The sequence below is a fragment of the Wolbachia endosymbiont (group B) of Silvanus unidentatus genome, assembly GCF_964028615.1.
Lineage (GTDB): Bacteria > Pseudomonadota > Alphaproteobacteria > Rickettsiales > Anaplasmataceae > Wolbachia.
The window spans coordinates 1,242,549-1,257,649 of sequence record NZ_OZ034795.1; the positions used below are offsets into that span (position 1 = coordinate 1,242,549).

General features: G+C 33.7%; 20 protein-coding genes and 2 tRNA genes. 19 read left to right on the forward strand and 3 right to left on the reverse strand.

Translation table 11 applies throughout. The features are described from left to right. Nucleotides 1–347: 347 nt before the first annotated feature. Complete coding sequence (locus ABWU65_RS05860) at nucleotides 348–2,933, reverse strand: hypothetical protein (RefSeq protein WP_353280448.1); 2,586 nt, start codon at nucleotides 2,931–2,933, stop codon at nucleotides 348–350. 409 nt (nucleotides 2,934–3,342) lie between these two features. On the opposite strand from ABWU65_RS05860, the gene fsa reads away from it, so the two are divergent. Further along, nucleotides 3,343–3,987, forward strand: coding sequence for a fructose-6-phosphate aldolase (gene fsa / locus ABWU65_RS05865; protein WP_007302527.1), 645 nt, complete (start codon nucleotides 3,343–3,345; stop codon nucleotides 3,985–3,987). A gap of 774 nt (nucleotides 3,988–4,761) precedes the next feature. Here the strand turns inward: fsa and ABWU65_RS05870 are convergent. Together ABWU65_RS05870 and ABWU65_RS05875 are read right to left on the reverse strand one after the other, a co-directional pair. Beyond that, nucleotides 4,762–5,229 carry a hypothetical protein gene (locus ABWU65_RS05870; protein ID WP_007302528.1) on the reverse strand — a complete coding sequence of 156 codons (468 nt, stop codon included), beginning with the start codon at nucleotides 5,227–5,229 and terminating at the stop codon, nucleotides 4,762–4,764. A 132-nt stretch (nucleotides 5,230–5,361) separates the two neighbouring features. Beyond that, nucleotides 5,362–6,078 (reverse strand): SDR family NAD(P)-dependent oxidoreductase, encoded by a 717-nt coding sequence (locus ABWU65_RS05875; protein ID WP_007302529.1) that lies wholly within the window; start codon nucleotides 6,076–6,078, stop codon nucleotides 5,362–5,364. Between the two features lie 202 nt (nucleotides 6,079–6,280). On the opposite strand from ABWU65_RS05875, the gene carA reads away from it, so the two are divergent. The 18 genes from carA to rplE all read left to right on the forward strand — a co-directional run bounded on the left by carA (nucleotide 6,281) and on the right by rplE (nucleotide 15,089). Further along, the gene (carA, locus tag ABWU65_RS05880) at nucleotides 6,281–7,369 is read left to right on the forward strand and encodes a glutamine-hydrolyzing carbamoyl-phosphate synthase small subunit (protein WP_052265062.1); all 1,089 of its coding nucleotides are present in this window, start codon (nucleotides 6,281–6,283) and stop codon (nucleotides 7,367–7,369) included. A gap of 109 nt (nucleotides 7,370–7,478) precedes the next feature. Continuing rightward, nucleotides 7,479–7,560: transfer RNA gene (locus tag ABWU65_RS05885), tRNA-Tyr, on the forward strand. Between the two features lie 4 nt (nucleotides 7,561–7,564). Next, nucleotides 7,565–7,635: transfer RNA gene (locus ABWU65_RS05890), tRNA-Gly, on the forward strand. A 78-nt stretch (nucleotides 7,636–7,713) separates the two neighbouring features. Next, the gene (gene tuf / locus ABWU65_RS05895) at nucleotides 7,714–8,886 is read left to right on the forward strand and encodes an elongation factor Tu (protein WP_007301992.1); all 1,173 of its coding nucleotides are present in this window, start codon (nucleotides 7,714–7,716) and stop codon (nucleotides 8,884–8,886) included. Between the two features lie 14 nt (nucleotides 8,887–8,900). Continuing rightward, a complete protein-coding gene (gene rpsJ, locus ABWU65_RS05900) occupies nucleotides 8,901–9,221 on the forward strand; it encodes a 30S ribosomal protein S10 (RefSeq protein ID WP_012482004.1) in 321 nt (106 codons plus the stop codon). A 9-nt stretch (nucleotides 9,222–9,230) separates the two neighbouring features. Next, nucleotides 9,231–9,953, forward strand: coding sequence for a 50S ribosomal protein L3 (gene rplC, locus ABWU65_RS05905; RefSeq protein ID WP_029237662.1), 723 nt, complete (start codon nucleotides 9,231–9,233; stop codon nucleotides 9,951–9,953). A gap of 2 nt (nucleotides 9,954–9,955) precedes the next feature. Then, nucleotides 9,956–10,570 carry a 50S ribosomal protein L4 gene (gene rplD, locus ABWU65_RS05910; RefSeq protein ID WP_007302533.1) on the forward strand — a complete coding sequence of 205 codons (615 nt, stop codon included), beginning with the start codon at nucleotides 9,956–9,958 and terminating at the stop codon, nucleotides 10,568–10,570. After that, nucleotides 10,567–10,854 carry a 50S ribosomal protein L23 gene (locus ABWU65_RS05915; RefSeq protein WP_007302534.1) on the forward strand — a complete coding sequence of 96 codons (288 nt, stop codon included), beginning with the start codon at nucleotides 10,567–10,569 and terminating at the stop codon, nucleotides 10,852–10,854. Before rplD ends, ABWU65_RS05915 begins: the two co-directional genes overlap by 4 nt. 1 nt (nucleotide 10,855) lies before the next feature. Beyond that, nucleotides 10,856–11,680 carry a 50S ribosomal protein L2 gene (rplB, locus tag ABWU65_RS05920; protein ID WP_052265061.1) on the forward strand — a complete coding sequence of 275 codons (825 nt, stop codon included), beginning with the start codon at nucleotides 10,856–10,858 and terminating at the stop codon, nucleotides 11,678–11,680. A gap of 3 nt (nucleotides 11,681–11,683) precedes the next feature. Further along, complete coding sequence (gene rpsS / locus ABWU65_RS05925; RefSeq protein WP_010404687.1) at nucleotides 11,684–11,968, forward strand: 30S ribosomal protein S19; 285 nt, start codon at nucleotides 11,684–11,686, stop codon at nucleotides 11,966–11,968. A 9-nt stretch (nucleotides 11,969–11,977) separates the two neighbouring features. Then, a complete protein-coding gene (gene rplV / locus ABWU65_RS05930; protein WP_007302537.1) occupies nucleotides 11,978–12,328 on the forward strand; it encodes a 50S ribosomal protein L22 in 351 nt (116 codons plus the stop codon). A gap of 39 nt (nucleotides 12,329–12,367) precedes the next feature. Beyond that, entirely contained in the window at nucleotides 12,368–12,988 is a 621-nt protein-coding gene (gene rpsC, locus ABWU65_RS05935) for a 30S ribosomal protein S3 (protein WP_007302538.1), read from the forward strand. Between the two features lie 11 nt (nucleotides 12,989–12,999). Continuing rightward, entirely contained in the window at nucleotides 13,000–13,413 is a 414-nt protein-coding gene (gene rplP, locus ABWU65_RS05940) for a 50S ribosomal protein L16 (RefSeq protein ID WP_006012233.1), read from the forward strand. An 11-nt stretch (nucleotides 13,414–13,424) separates the two neighbouring features. Further along, on the forward strand, nucleotides 13,425–13,628 hold the full coding sequence (gene rpmC / locus ABWU65_RS05945; RefSeq protein ID WP_007302540.1) for a 50S ribosomal protein L29: 204 nt from the start codon (nucleotides 13,425–13,427) through the stop codon (nucleotides 13,626–13,628). Continuing rightward, the gene (gene rpsQ / locus ABWU65_RS05950; RefSeq protein WP_010404696.1) at nucleotides 13,621–13,851 is read left to right on the forward strand and encodes a 30S ribosomal protein S17; all 231 of its coding nucleotides are present in this window, start codon (nucleotides 13,621–13,623) and stop codon (nucleotides 13,849–13,851) included. The genes rpmC and rpsQ overlap by 8 nt, the downstream gene beginning before the upstream one ends. Before the next feature lie 18 nt (nucleotides 13,852–13,869). Beyond that, a complete protein-coding gene (rplN, locus tag ABWU65_RS05955) occupies nucleotides 13,870–14,229 on the forward strand; it encodes a 50S ribosomal protein L14 (protein ID WP_007302542.1) in 360 nt (119 codons plus the stop codon). Further along, on the forward strand, nucleotides 14,229–14,546 hold the full coding sequence (gene rplX / locus ABWU65_RS05960) for a 50S ribosomal protein L24 (RefSeq protein ID WP_010404700.1): 318 nt from the start codon (nucleotides 14,229–14,231) through the stop codon (nucleotides 14,544–14,546). The genes rplN and rplX overlap by 1 nt, the downstream gene beginning before the upstream one ends. Before the next feature lie 6 nt (nucleotides 14,547–14,552). After that, nucleotides 14,553–15,089 carry a 50S ribosomal protein L5 gene (gene rplE / locus ABWU65_RS05965; protein WP_019236924.1) on the forward strand — a complete coding sequence of 179 codons (537 nt, stop codon included), beginning with the start codon at nucleotides 14,553–14,555 and terminating at the stop codon, nucleotides 15,087–15,089. Nucleotides 15,090–15,101 lie beyond the last annotated feature (12 nt).

Genomic DNA, 15,101 nt, shown 5'->3' on the forward strand with positions numbered 1-15,101 from the left:
TTCAAGTAGCTGACACACAACTGTACGAACATTAGAAGGATATCATCCCAGTGCTCAGACACTGAAATCTAGAAATTTTTACAACTAGGATCGTATGGTCAAGACTACAATTGTGCAAAAGTTGCAGCTTTGAAGGTAAAAGTACAAAAAATAGTGTCATCCCAGTGCGTGACACTGGGATCTATCTTATTTTAATCGTGGATATTATTTTAACATATGTTCCTAGAATTTGTTGTCCATTGCGTAATTCACAAATGTTTTTATCCAGTGTCACGCACTGGAATGACAAGAGTTGAATGACAGGAAAAAAAGCACTGATTTTACATGCATCTAAATAAGTATGTTTATTAAACACTTCCGTGCTGACTTTGGCTACACACCTTTGAGGGACTGCTGATGAAGTCTAGAAGTGAATTACAACAATCATCATCACTATAAAATGCACTATCAGAGCTTGAAGATCTAGATTTTCTTTCTGCATTATCAACTTCCCCTACAAGCTGATCAGATATTTTTGCACGATTGTTCAAAGGTTCCTGTTGAGAAATCTCTGTACTTAACATTTCTACTTGGTTATTTAGATGTTGCTCTTTACCGTTTAGCTCTTCTCTTTCTCCCGTTATTCTTTCAATTTCCATATCTTTAATCTTTTCTTTCAATATTTCAATCTCATTCTCATACTCTTCAAACTTTGGTTCTATAAATGAACGGTATTGATCCATTATTTCTTCTTCCATCTCCTGCCGTAACTGTTCTCTTTGCCTCTCAATTTGCTCATCTTTAGTCTCTAGCTCTCCCTCTGACGATTTAAAATCCCACTTTTCATCCCACTCTAGCTCACTTACCTCTTGTTCATCAGATTCTAAATGTGCGTTATGCTCACTTTGCAAATTTTGCATTTGAGGTTTTAAATTCGTTAAACGTTCATCCTGCCGTAACTGTTCTTCTTGACTCTTAATCTGCTTATTTTTAAGCTCTACCTCGTTCTTTAACTCTTCATATTTCCACTTTAGCTGATCTACCTCTTGTTTATAAGATTCCAGATTTGTGTTGTACTTATAATCTAAGCATTGAATTGTAGATTTTAAATTCTGTATATCTTTCCAATTTTCATCTAATATATCTCCTGCTTCCTCTTCCGCTTTTTTAAACTGTTTCAATTTATCTTCCAGTTTTTCATTTTTTGCATTAGCAATTGTTAACTTTTTCTCTAGATCTTTCTTTCCTTCATGTGCACTTTCAAGTTCTTGTATTTTCTCTTGCAGCTCTGTTGATATATTTTCTAGCTTCTCATCTTTTTGTGTTAGTCCAATTTGCAATTTTACGTTTTTTTGCTTTTCTTCTTCAAGTTTATTCTGTAAATCACTATTATGCTTTTTTAACTCTTCAAATTTTTGCTCAGCATCTTCGAGTCTACATTGTAAGTTGTTTCTCTGCTGATTTAACTCTCTAATTTCTTGCTCAGCCTCATCGAGCCTATATTGTAATTTATTCTTTTGCTCGTTTAATTCTCTAATTTCTTGCTTTTCTTCTCCAAGTTCATTCTGTAAGTCACTATTGTGCTTTTCTAACTCTTCAAGTTCTTGTTCAGCCTTGTCGAACCTATATCGTAATTCGTTCCTCTGCTCATTTAATTCTCTAATTTCTTGTTCAGCTTTTGTAAGCTTTTGATCTAGTTGTTGTGAGTTAACTTCTGTTTGCGCTGCAGCTTCTTGCAAATTAACTTCTGTCTGAGTTTCAGTTTCTTGAGAGCCAATTCCTGTTTGAGTCTTAACGTGTTGCACAGAGACCTCTGTTTGAGTTTCAGTGTGCTGTAAATTAACTTCTGTTTGAGTTGCAACTTCTTGTAAACTTTGAATTTCAGCCTGTTGAGAGCCAATTTTCGTTTGAGTTTCAGTGTGCTGTAAACTAATTCCTGTTTGAATTGCAACCTCTTGTAAATCAACTTTTGTCTGAGTTTCAGTCTGTTGAGAGCCAATTTCTGTTTGAGTCTTAACGTGTTGCACAGAGACCTCTGTTTGAGTTTCAGTGTGCTGTGAATTAACTTCTGTTTGAGTTGCAATTGCCTGAGTTGCAATCTGCTGTGGATTAACCTCTGATACATTGTTGCTAGTGAAAGAAAGAATAGGATTGCTTTTAGCATCATTTTCAAGATCTTTCATCTTTTCGTCTTGATTGATTACGATATGTTCGTTATTTTGCAGATTACTAACAGCCGGTGCAATGTTAGCATTTTTGTTCTTTTTCAATAATGCTTTTACAGCATCATGTAGAGAGAGGTCTTGAATATATAATTCCTCATTTTGTCTTATTAATTCCCAAAACTCCTCAGGTGGCGATTCAAAATCTTTACCATTAAACTGTAGTACTTTAGTTATACCAGAATTACTTACATTCATAACCATAGTACAGGTAAAAGTTTTCCCATCCTTGTCCTGCACAGGCCAAGTGCTTGTCATTTCATAATATGCACCCTCTTTAAATTCATAATGTCTTTCCTTACCTTTTCGGTAAGCGTATATGTCATGCTTTTTATTGCAATAAATATTCAATGTGCTAATATCCCTTTCTTGCTGTAAGATATCACTAATTCTTATTGGCTCACTTCTATTGTAATTAATAAGATTAATGTTTAACACTTTATCAGAATTGTTAGTTTCTACATAAAAAGCTCGAAGGTCTATGTCTTTGTCTCTAAAATACTTACTTACAGCTTTTTTTGCCTGATTTGCTAATTCTATAAAGTTTTTTTTAAAGCTCTTGTTGAAAGATAGATCTATATATGCTTGCTTAAAATTTTCATCATTTGTCAAATCCATGAGCAAGTCATAAATCTCCCATTTGTCCTGATAGTATTCTTCTAAAACAGTAATGCTATTTTTTCTTTTCAGTTCTGCTAATATGTTTTTCAATGTCAGGAAATTTGTTGACATAGTATACCCCCTATTACTATTGTTTTGATAATATATTTACTTTGGGAGTGATTAACTCCTTTTGTATTAACCTTTTTAGTTGAATTTAATTGCGAGCGTTAAACTAGATCTTAGTCATTTTGTTTATTGTTCCCCACTATCTATTTGTGTTACTATACTAATAGTAGCACTAAGTTTTAGGCTATGCAAGAATTTCTATTGAACGTAAAGCTAGTAAACTTCAGAAATTGGTTATGCTAATTTTGTTAATAAAATGCAACCAATTAAGGAAAGCGCTATACTGTGTCTCAGTGCAATATTTTCTTTCCTAACGGACTGAAAATTGAGTTGAGTTAAAAATCCGATTTTATTTAATACTTTTCAAAGATGACAATATTTTGTAAAAATAGGTTTTTAATAGGACAATAATATGGAAATTTTTCTTGATAGTGTTGATTTGAATGAAATTAAGGAGCTAAAAGAGTTCATTGATGGTATAACAACTAATCCTTCTTTAATAGCAAAATCTGGACATAAAGATAAGTACGAAGATTTAGTAAGCGAAATATGTTCTATTATAAAAGGACCTGTTAGTGTTGAAGTTGTTGCAGATAGCCATGAAGATATGGTTAAGGAAGGCCTTAAGTTAGCGAAAATCGCTAGTAATATCGTAGTAAAGTTACCTCTTACACATGAAGGATTAATTTCTTGTAAAAAGTTGTGGACAGAACATAAAATACCTGCTAACATTACATTATGTTTTTCTCCTGGACAAGCACTGTTTGCCGCTAAGGCCGGTGCTTGTTTTATTTCTCCCTTTGTTGGTCGCCTTGATGATATAAGCTATGATGGCTTATCGCTAATAGAAGATATATGCACTATATATTCTAATTATAATTTTAAGACAAAAGTTCTTGTTGCATCAGTAAGAAGTCCAGCACATGTAATAGAAGCTGCACGGCTTGGTGCTCATTCAATTACTGTGCCAGCAAAAATACTTAGACAGTTAATTAATCATCCACTTACTGATCAAGGGCTCGCAATATTTGAAAAAGACTGGGGCGTAAAACAATAAATGACATTGCTAAAAAAGACATAAAAACACAATAATTTATATAAAAAGGACATAGGTACCATCTGTCCTTTAAAGACATGTAGGTCAATGATATGCGTAATTCAGTGTTTTAAACATGATAGTCCTCCACTAATAAAAAAGATTGAGAAAAATGTATACAGCTACGACCGAAGTATAGCTAAAATATATTTTAACTGAAGATTATAGATTAATTGAATTGAAAAGTCTGCAGACGAAGATAGATTCCGAGCTCTAGAACACCTTCACCGTGCATGGTAACAAAACTATTAGAGTTTGTCAAGTAATTTTTTATCGTAATTTTACGAACGTGCCATGCCAGTAATTATATCTAGTTAAATTTGTAAAGTAATACAGTGTTTTCGATAGTTATAAAAAAGCTGGATTTCAGTACTGGAGTAACATTTTGGAAATTGGGATGAAAAGAGGGAAAGTACTGGTTTGAAATTAAGTTTTCTGGATTCCAGTGCTGGAATGACAAGAGAGGAGCTCCAGGTACAGCTGTTACCTATAGAATGGCAGTACTAGAATGATAACAAACTGAATGACATATTTAATCTCTATACAGATGTACATCACGCACCGATTTCCATTCAAGGTAATGTTATTCCAGCATTGGAATCCAGTTAGATTTGCGAGTATAAAAGTAATACAACATTTTTGATGATGGAAGCCATTACTAGTATAACAAGAAAGGAAGTGCTGATTTCAGTGTTTATACGTTAGCCATGCATCTAAAAATTTATAAACAAAAGATTACACTTCACAACTTTGTGATGGAATAAGTTTTTCAATGCTGTTGACGCAAAACTCAGTTGTATTATTAGCTATTTCATCGAATTTATCATTTATATCCTTACCTATTTTTTCATCTTTAATATATTCATACAGAGCTAAAATAGCTATAGTTGAACATATTGCGATGAAACCAACTTTTGCTGTAATAAGTAATGATAGCCCACCTGCAAGTATGGACACTGCTCCAATAGCTAGGTTTATAATTTTATTTTGTGTTGATTGATTCTCTTTATCCTCTAAAACGTTTGATATTGCTTTTGAGGCAATTTTTATTGCTATTGCTGTAGTTGAGATTATAACAAACATCATAGCTATTTTTGCTAAGAGAAAAATTGATGGTAGCATTATTACAAGAAACAGTGAAGCACCTCCTATAAATAACCATTTCTCATTTATTTTTTTAGACTGATCTGTATTATTAGGCATTGCAACCCTCCACTTTCATTAACAGTTTATTCATATAATATGAAACATGCGATAGTCAAGATGTTTTTGTGTGGAGAAGCTTGCGATTGAGTTTTGAAGAGCTTTAGCTTTACAAGATGGTAGATTTGGTGATTATCGTAAGATTCTTGCAGTCATTTTAGTGGGAAGAATTTGTAAAATATGAAAAAATAACCGCCAGAAAATTGGAAACGCTATAACTTTCTTTCCTTTAAATATACTTTTTAAAATATATGCTGCAGCTTTTTCTGGCTCCCATATGAAGGGAAGTGGTTTATTAGACTTAAACATATCTGTTTTTACTGGCCCTGGCATTATGGTGATAAACTTTGTGCTACTGTTAGAATATTGGATTTTTAGTGATTGAAAACAACTTTTTAGTGCTGCTTTGCTGGCACAGTATGCAGAAGCATGTGGTGTTGCATGCATAGCAACAAGAGAAGATATAACCGCAAAAGTTGCCAAGGAATTATGATGAATCCATTCTTCAATCCAGTTGATAACGCCAAAATAATTGGTTTCAAATGTTTTTCTATGAATGTTGGTATGAAACTTATCTTCTATTTCGCCACATCCTGCATTAAGAAAAAAGAGATTTGGTATAATATTTTGCTTTTTTAAAAAATCAGACGAGTTTTTAATATTTTCACTTTTGCTTACATCACATGTTATAGGTAAAAAATTACTACCTAATTCTTCTTTTAATTTTTCCAGTTTTTCAGTGCGCCTTGCAATGCCAACCACAAACCATCGATCTTTAATGAGCAACCGTGCTAGACTTTCTCCAATGCCAGATGATGCTCCTGTAATGAGACAAGTTTTTCTATCCATGTGAATTTATATAACATGAAGTATGAATGTAATGACTATTGCCTATTCACACAAGTTAAGTTTGCTATAATTTTCCTAAATAATAAAAAAAGAAAGCTACTTATAATTTTGAATTTTATATAAACTTAAAGGGAAATTTAGTATTTGCTTACTTGTAATTTAAAATTCTTATATAATATTTTAAATGAGTTGAGAGAATTAAATGCAGGATGCAGCTTTAGTTTTACAAGATGGCAAGTACTTTTTGGGAAAATCGGTAGGTAAAAGAGGCAAATGTATAGGTGAAGTTTGTTTTACCACTGGTATGACAGGTTATCAGCATACTATAACAGATCCTTCTTTTGCTGATCAAATAATAGCGTTCACTTTTCCTCATATTGGTAATGTTGGAATAAATCACAAAGATAATGAAGGAGAAAAAGTTTTTGCAAGTGGTGTGGTTATGCGTGAACTTTCTCCTATGTCTCACTCTTCTTCATATATTAGTTTAAATGATTGGTTGGAGAAAAATAATGTAGTTGGGATATCGGGAATTGATACTAGAGCTTTGACGAGATATTTGAGAAAACATGGATCTCAAAATGGAATGATATGTCCGTCAAGTGAGGTACATATATTAGATGAATTGAAGAAATACAAATCTGTAAATGGAATAGAAATAACTAAGAAAGTCAGTTTAAGTAATAACTTTCAAAGCGTTCTTAATGCAAAATATAGGGTTGTAATTGTTGATTTCGGTGTAAAAAATAGTATAATCTCACGCTTAGTAGAACTTGATTGTACGGTTGAATTAGTCAAACCAGATACAGGTTTTGCTCACAAAATATTAAGCATGAATCCAGATGGTATAGTGCTTTCAAATGGCCCTGGTGATCCACAAGAGATAGGAGAGAGTGTAACTTCAGAAATAGAAATTATTGTGAAATCTAAAATACCAGTTTTTGGCATATGCCTGGGCCATCAATTACTTGCAGTTACTTTGGGAGCAAAGACTGTCAAGATGGATATTGGTCATCGAGGGAGTAATCATCCAGTTTATGATCTGGAGAGTAAAAAAGTTGAGATAACTAGCCAAAATCATGGTTTTGTTGTTGATTCAGCTTCTCTTCCAAGTAACGTTGAAGTTACTCATATTTCTCTATTTGATAATAGTGTAGAGGGGATAATGATGAAGGATTACCCAGTCTTTTCTACTCAATACCATCCAGAAGAAGCGCCAGGTACACATGATTCACATTACTTATTTGGGCGTTTTATTGACAATATTTTGTTATATAAAAGTAAAATCTAACTGAAATCAGTTAGATTAGCTTTTATTACTTGATCTTTTGGATTTGGATGTTTAATATTAGGAATAATAAAACTTAAGTTAAGGTAGTGTTCTCTTAACAGATTTTTGTGGAGGAGTGACCGAGTGGTTAAAGGTAACAGACTGTAAATCTGTCCGCATTGCGTACGTAGGTTCGAATCCTACCTCCTCCATTGTGCGGGTATAGCTCAATGGTAGAGCTCTAGCCTTCCAAGCTAGTGACGTGGGTTCGATTCCCACTATCCGCTCTTTTTTTTGTTGTATTTATATAAAATCAACATATTATTTGTTGATGTATTTATATTTTAGGTAGAAGAGTTAAAATTATGACAGCGATAGTAGAAGCATTTGGAAAGCCGCATGTAAACGTGGGAACGATAGGACATGTGGATCATGGGAAGACAACGTTAACAGCGGCGATAACAAAGCATTATGGTAATTTTGTAGCATATGATCAAATAGATAAAGCGCCAGAAGAAAGAAAGAGAGGTATAACAATAGCAACAGCGCATGTTGAATATCAAACAGAAAAGAGACACTATGCACACGTTGATTGCCCTGGACATGCTGATTATGTAAAGAATATGATAGTAGGTGCAGCACAGATGGATGCAGCGATATTGGTAGTGTCAGGGGTTGATGGGCCGATGCCACAAACGAGAGAGCATATATTGCTGGCAAAACAGGTGGGTGTTGGATATATCGTGGTATATATAAATAAAGCTGATGTTGCTGATGCTGATATGATAGATTTGGTAGAGATGGAAGTGAGAGAGTTGCTGAGTAAGTATGGATTTCCAGGTGATGAAGTGCCTATGATAGTTGGGTCTGCGTTAAAAGCATTAGAGGATGATAGTAGTGAGTATGGAAAGAAATCAATAGATAAATTGATGGAGAAGTTAGATGAGTATGTGGCAGTACCTCCAAGGCCTATAGATTTGCCGTTTTTGTTGCCAATAGAAGATGTATTTTCAATATCGGGCCGAGGGACGGTAGTAACAGGAAGAATAGAGAAGGGGGAGATAAAGACAGGGGATGAGATAGAGATAATAGGTCTGAAAGCGACGCAAAAGACGATATGTACTGGTGTTGAGATGTTTAAGAAGTTGCTAGATAAGGGAAGTGCAGGACTCAATGTAGGAATACTACTAAGAGGAACAAAGAGAGAAGAAGTGGAGAGAGGGCAAGTATTGGCAAAACCAGGGACAATAACCCCGCATAAGAAATTTAATGCGGAGGTGTATATATTGAAGAAAGAAGAAGGAGGAAGGCATACACCATTTTTTGGAAATTATCAGCCACAGTTTTATTTAAGGACAACGGATGTAACTGGGAGCATAAAATTGCTAGATGGAAAGGAGATGGTAATGCCAGGGGACAATGTAAGTATAGAAGTGGAGTTGCAAGTACCAATAGCAATGGATAAAGGATTACGTTTTGCGATAAGAGAAGGTGGTAGAACTGTTGGTTCTGGCGTTGTTTCGGAAATTTTAGAATGAGTATAATAACTAAGATGAAGCAAGATATATATATTAGAATCAAAGCTTTCGATTGTTCTTTGTTGGAAAAGTGTATTCGCGAGTTTATTGATCAATTAAAGCAGTTTAATGCAGATTTATCTGGTCCGATTGCGTTGCCAAGAAAAGATTCTAAATTTACTGTTAATAGGTCTCCTCATGTTGATAAAAAATCTCGTGAGCAATTTGAAATGAGAATTTCTAAGCGGTTAATTATTGTACATAATCCTACTTCTACTATGATGAAGATGCTTGCAGATTTATCTTTTTCTGCTGGTGTAGAAGTGGATTTAAAGGTTAAGGAAGTCAATATTTAGGAAAAGGAAATGAAGAGAATAAATTCGCTTAGGAGAATTGGTTTGTTAATGACCAATGTTGGCCATACTGCTATGTATTTTGATAATAGTCGCATGGCTGTAACCTTATTGCATCTCAGCGAAACTTATATTATCGATATAAAAGGACAAGATAAATGTGGCTACAATTCAGTCATTTTAGGCACAGGGGATTTAAAAAAAATAGCAAAACCTCAGTTGGAATATTTAAAGAAAAAGGGTATAAATAGTAAATGTAAATTATACGAAAGTAGATTAACTGATCTATTCGGAATAGAATGTGGTAAAAAGGTGGGGGTTAATCATTTTGTAGTTGGTCAATATCTTGACATTACGGGTTATTCTTTAGGCAAAGGGTTTGCTGGTGTGATGAAGCGGCATAACTTCAGTGGGCTTAGGGCATCTCATGGCGTTTCTATTGCTCATAGATCACAAGGTTCTACTGGTCAATGTCAAGATCCTGGTAGAGTATTCAAGGGGAAGAAAATGGCTGGTCATTTAGGTAATAGCAGAGTGACTGTACAGAATATGAAAATATTATCCATTGATTATGAAAATAGCATAATTGCTGTAAAGGGTAATAATGTTCCTGGGTTTAAAAACTCTTATGTTTTTGTGAGAGATGCAGTTAAAAAGCCTTTACATAAAGATGTTCCTTTTCCAGCAGGTCTGCTGTTGAATATGAGTGATGATGCTAATAATTTGGTGAGTTAGTTATGGAATGTGAATTAGTTGATCTATCTAATAATAATGTAGGTAGTGTTGAGCTTAATCCCTTGATATTTTCTGCCAAGCAAAAATTGAGTATTTTGCATGATATAGTGAGATGGCAATTAGCAAAGAGAAGAGTTGGTGCTCATAAAACAAAGGGTATCAGTGATGTTTCTGGTACAACAGCTAAGCCGTATGGTCAAAAACGTACCGGTAGGGCGAGACAGGGGAGCTTGCGATCTCCTCAGTTTAGAGGTGGTGGAATTATTTTTGGTCCTGTTGTGAGGAGTCATGCTTATTCTCTTAATAAAAAAGTACGTAAATTTGGTTTGAAAATTGCTTTATCTCTAAAATATTTAAATAATCAAGTTGTTGTTCTTGATAGTTTAAATGTTGATGTGAAGAAAACATCTAAAATGTGTGAATATATTAAAAATTTTAAATTTTCTTCTTTTTTAATAGTTGGTGATTATGGAGATGATTTGTTACGTGCTGCTAAAAATTTGCATTATGTAGATTTAATCAAACCTATTGGGTTAAATGTTTTTGATATATTGAATCATGAATGCGTGATGTTAACAAAAGACACTTTAAAGCATCTTGAAGGTAGATTGTTATGATTAAATATAATAATATAATAAAATCTCCTGTAATCACAGAAAAGGCTTCTCTTTTAAGAGAGAAGTTTAATAAATACTCTTTGTATGTTTTTGTAAATGTAAATAAGCGTCAAATAAAATCGGCAATAGAGTCTTTATTTAATGTCAGAATTTCTTCTATAAATGTTATTAGAGTTAAACCTAAATATAGACGTTTCAGGGGTGTGGTTGGTTGTAAAAAACAGAGAAAAAAGGTTTATTTTTCTTTGATGGATGGTCAAAAATTAGATATAATGAGCGTTTAATATGGGTATGAAATTTTTTAATCCTGTTACTCCGTCTTCTCGTGGGACTATATTAATAAGTAAAATTGGTTTATCAAAAGATAAGCCGGAGAAGTCTCTTGTATTTGGCAAGAAATCCAGTGGTGGAAGAAATAATCATGGTAGAATTACAACTCGTCACAGGGGTGGTGGTCACAAGAAGAAGTATAGAGTTATAGATTTTAAACGTAATAGAAGTGATCAGGGTATAGTTGAGAAAATAGAGTATGATCCAAATAGAAGTGGGTTTTTAGCATTAATATCATATAAGGAAGATGATACTAAATCTTATATATTAGCTCCTCAAGGTATGAAGCCTGGTGATGTTGTGACAGCTGGAGATGATGCTGATATTTTGCCAGGGAATTGTTTACTACTCAAGCATATACCTGTTGGTTCTTTCGTTCATAATGTTGAGCTGAAGCCAGGTAATGGTGCTGCGATTGCTAGAGCTGCTGGTTGTTATGCACAAATCGTTGGTCGTGATGGCCAATATGTTTTATTACGACTCAGGTCTGGTCAAATTAGGTTGATTTTATCTTCTTGCAAGGCTACTATTGGTGTAGTATCTAACCCTGACCATAAGAATAGAAAGTTGGGTAAAGCTGGGAGAAGTAGGTGGCTTGGGATTAGACCTGCTGTACGTGGAGTTGCAATGAATCCGGTTGACCATCCTCATGGAGGTGGAGAGGGAAAAACTTCTGGCGGTCGTCATCCTGTTACTCCTTGGGGTGTTGCAACAAAAGGAAAAAAAACTAGGAAAAAAAATAAATCTAGTGATAAGTATATAAAAAAATTGAAAGGTTAATTTATGAGTAGATCTGTATGGAAACCACCTTTTTTACACCCATCTGTACTAAGATTAGTTCAGAGAGCTTTAAAAGAGGGTTCTATTAATAAGGTGATAAAAATTCATTCCAGGGCTTCTGTAATTCTTCCTAATTGTTTGGGTTTAAAATTTGCTGTTTATAATGGTAAAGATTACATTCCTGTTAGTGTTGATAATCAGAATATGATAGGTCATAAATTCGGTGAATTTTCACCTACTCGTAAATTTACTGGGCATGGTGGTGATAAAAAGGCAACAAGAAGGTAGGCAATTGATATGAAAAATAGGGATATAATAGTTGAGGCTGGTTCTAAGGTTTTAAGATCAACTCCTCGCAAATTAAATTTGGTTGCTGATTTAGTGCGTAATAAAAAAGTTTCTTTTGCTAATGTACAATTAAGATTTTGTGAAAAAAAGGCTGCCGGTTTTATAATGAAGGTGTTGAATTCTGCAATTGCTAATGCTCAAAATAATTATGGATTGAACGTTGATAATTTATATATAAAGGAAATTTTAATAGGTAAGTCACTTACTTTGCGTAGAGTATATCCAAAAGCTATGGGTAGGGCTAATAGAATGAGCAAATTTTATAGTAATATAACTATAAAATTGAAAGAAATTGTATGATTTATAGAAATGGAAAATTAATAAGGAAAGTGTAAAAATATGGGACAGAAGGTTAATCCTAAAGTATTTAGATTGCAAATAAATAGTAATACCTGGGATTCTGTTTGGTGTGCTACGGACGATTATAAACAGAAATTGCATCAAGATCTATTTATTCGCAGTTATATAAATGAATCCTTTAAGCATGCTGGTATTTCTAAAGTAACTGTAGAGCGTACAGTTACTTTAGTGTCTGTAATAATACATTCTTCTAAACCTGGGGTTATAATAGGTAAGAAAGGTTTGGATGTTGAGAAGATAAAGCAAAAAATAGCTAAAAAAGTAGAAAGTAGTGTTGAAGTGAATGTAGTAGGAGTTAAAAAGTCTGAAATAGATGCAGTTTTAATATCAAGGAGTATTACACATCAGCTAGAAAAAAGGATTTCATGTAGAAGAGCGATGAAAAAAGCTATTCAAAATTGTTTGAAGATGGGTGCTGAGGGTATTAAAGTAAGTTGCTCTGGGCGTCTTGGCGGAGCTGAAATAGCTCGTACTGAATGGTACAAAGAAGGTCGTTTGCCTTTACACACTTTGCGTGCTAATATAGATTATGCTTTTTGTGAAGCGAAGACTATATGTGGTATTATAGGAGTTAAAGTTTGGGTTTATGTTGGTAGTTAAGGTATATTGAAATGTTTGTTCCCAAAAAGAGTAAATATAAAAAGGTATTTAAGGGGAGAATTAAGGGTAATGCTAAGGGTGGTAGCACGCTGTCTTTTGGAGATTATGGATTAAAAGCTATGGAAGTAGGTAAGGTTCAGTCTAAGCATATTGAAACTGCAAGGCGCGTAATATCTAGAACGTTAAAACGCTCTGGTAAAGTGTGGATAAGAATTTTTCCTGATACCCCGGTTAGTAAAAAGCCAGCAGATGTACGTATGGGTAAAGGGAAAGGTAGTGTTGAATTTTGGGTATTTAAAGCTAAGCCCGGTAGGGTTTTGTTTGAAATTAGTAGTGATGTTCCCATGCATTTAGCAAGATTGGCGCTTGAAAAAGCGACTGCTAAGCTTCCTATGAAGTGTAAATTTATATCTAATCATAATTGAATGGAGTTGCAATGGATATAGTTAAATTTGAATCAGAATCTTCACAAGGATTACATGAACTTCTTGTGAATTTGAGGAAAGAATTTGTTAATTTGGCTTTTCAAAAAAAGCTGGGCCAGTGCAACAATTTTTCGCGTTTTAGCTTAATAAGAAAGAGCATAGCTCGTAGTCTAACTGTATTAAATAGAAGAAAGAGAGAGGGAAAAAATGCCTAAGAAGGTTTTTTGTGGTGTCGTAACTAATGCTGAGTCTGATAAGACTGTAAAGGTTTCGGTGTTACAAGTGTATAAGGATAGGCTGTATAAAAAAGTTATTAAAAAATACAAGAAGTATACAGCACATGATGAGAATAATAGTTGCAAAAAGGGAGATAGGGTTTTAATACAGGAACATAAGCCTATTTCTGTTACTAAAAAATGGGTTGTTATCAATAGCTAAAAAGGAATAGGTATTTATATGATTCAAAAAAATACATTGTTAGAAGTAGCTGATAATTCTGGTGCGCGTGCAGTGCTTTGTATTGGCTTGTTAGGTGGTAGGAAATCTGCATCTGTAGGTGATACGATTATTATATCTACTAAGTCTATTAACCCAAAAGGTAAAGTTGAAAAAGGAAAAGTATATAAAGCAGTTGTTGTTAGAGTAAAAAATAGTGTTAAGAAATCTGATGGTTCTGTAATTCGTTTTTCTAGCAATGCTGTGGTTTTAATTAATGATCAAGGTGAACCACTTGGCACTCGGGTGTTTGGTCCAGTAAAAAAGTTGTTATCTGGTTCTTTTATGAAAATAATGTCATTAGCTGATGAGGTTTTATAATGAGTGCTAAAATAAAAAGTGGTGATGATATTATAGTTTTAACTGGTAAAGATAAGAGAAAAATTGGTAAGGTAATCAAAGTTATAATACGTGATGCTAAAAAGAAAGTAGTTGTTTCTGGCGTAAATGTGTGTAAGAGACATACTAAACCAAGAGCTGGTAGTGGTGGTGGTATATTGAATAAAGAGTTAGCTATTGATGTATCCAATGTTGCAATATTGGATCCTAAGTGTAAAACTCCAACTAAAGTAGGATTTAAGATTATAGATGGTAGAAAAGTGCGTTTTGCAAAAGTTTCTGGAGAAGTGATAGATTAGGTTGATATGTTTAAACAATTGTATAAAGATAATATAGTAAAATCCTTAAAGGATAAGTTTAATTACAGCAATGTAATGCAAGTGCCTAAACTTGTCAAGGTGTGTATCAATATGGGCGTTGGAGATGCTGCTACGGACAATAAAGCGATAAATGAGCCATTTGATAATCTACATTTGATTGCTGGGCAAAAGCCTGTGTTAACCTTTGCAAAAAAATCTATTTCTGGTTTCAAAATTAGAAAAGGTGCAACTGTAGGTTGTAAAGTGACTTTGCGTAGAAATAAAATGTATGAATTCTTAGAAAGATTAATATATATTGCTTTGCCAAGGGAAAAAGATTTTAGAGGGTTTAGTGTGAAGCAATTTGATGGTCATGGTAATTTTTCCTTTGGTATCAAGGAGCATATATCATTTTTAGAAATAGACTATGATAAAATAAGTAAAATTAGAGGTATGGATATTAATATTATAACAAGTGCAGTTAGTGATAAGGAAGCAAAGGAATTATTACTGGCTCTTAAATTCCCTTTTTTTGATAATTGAGAGAAAATATAT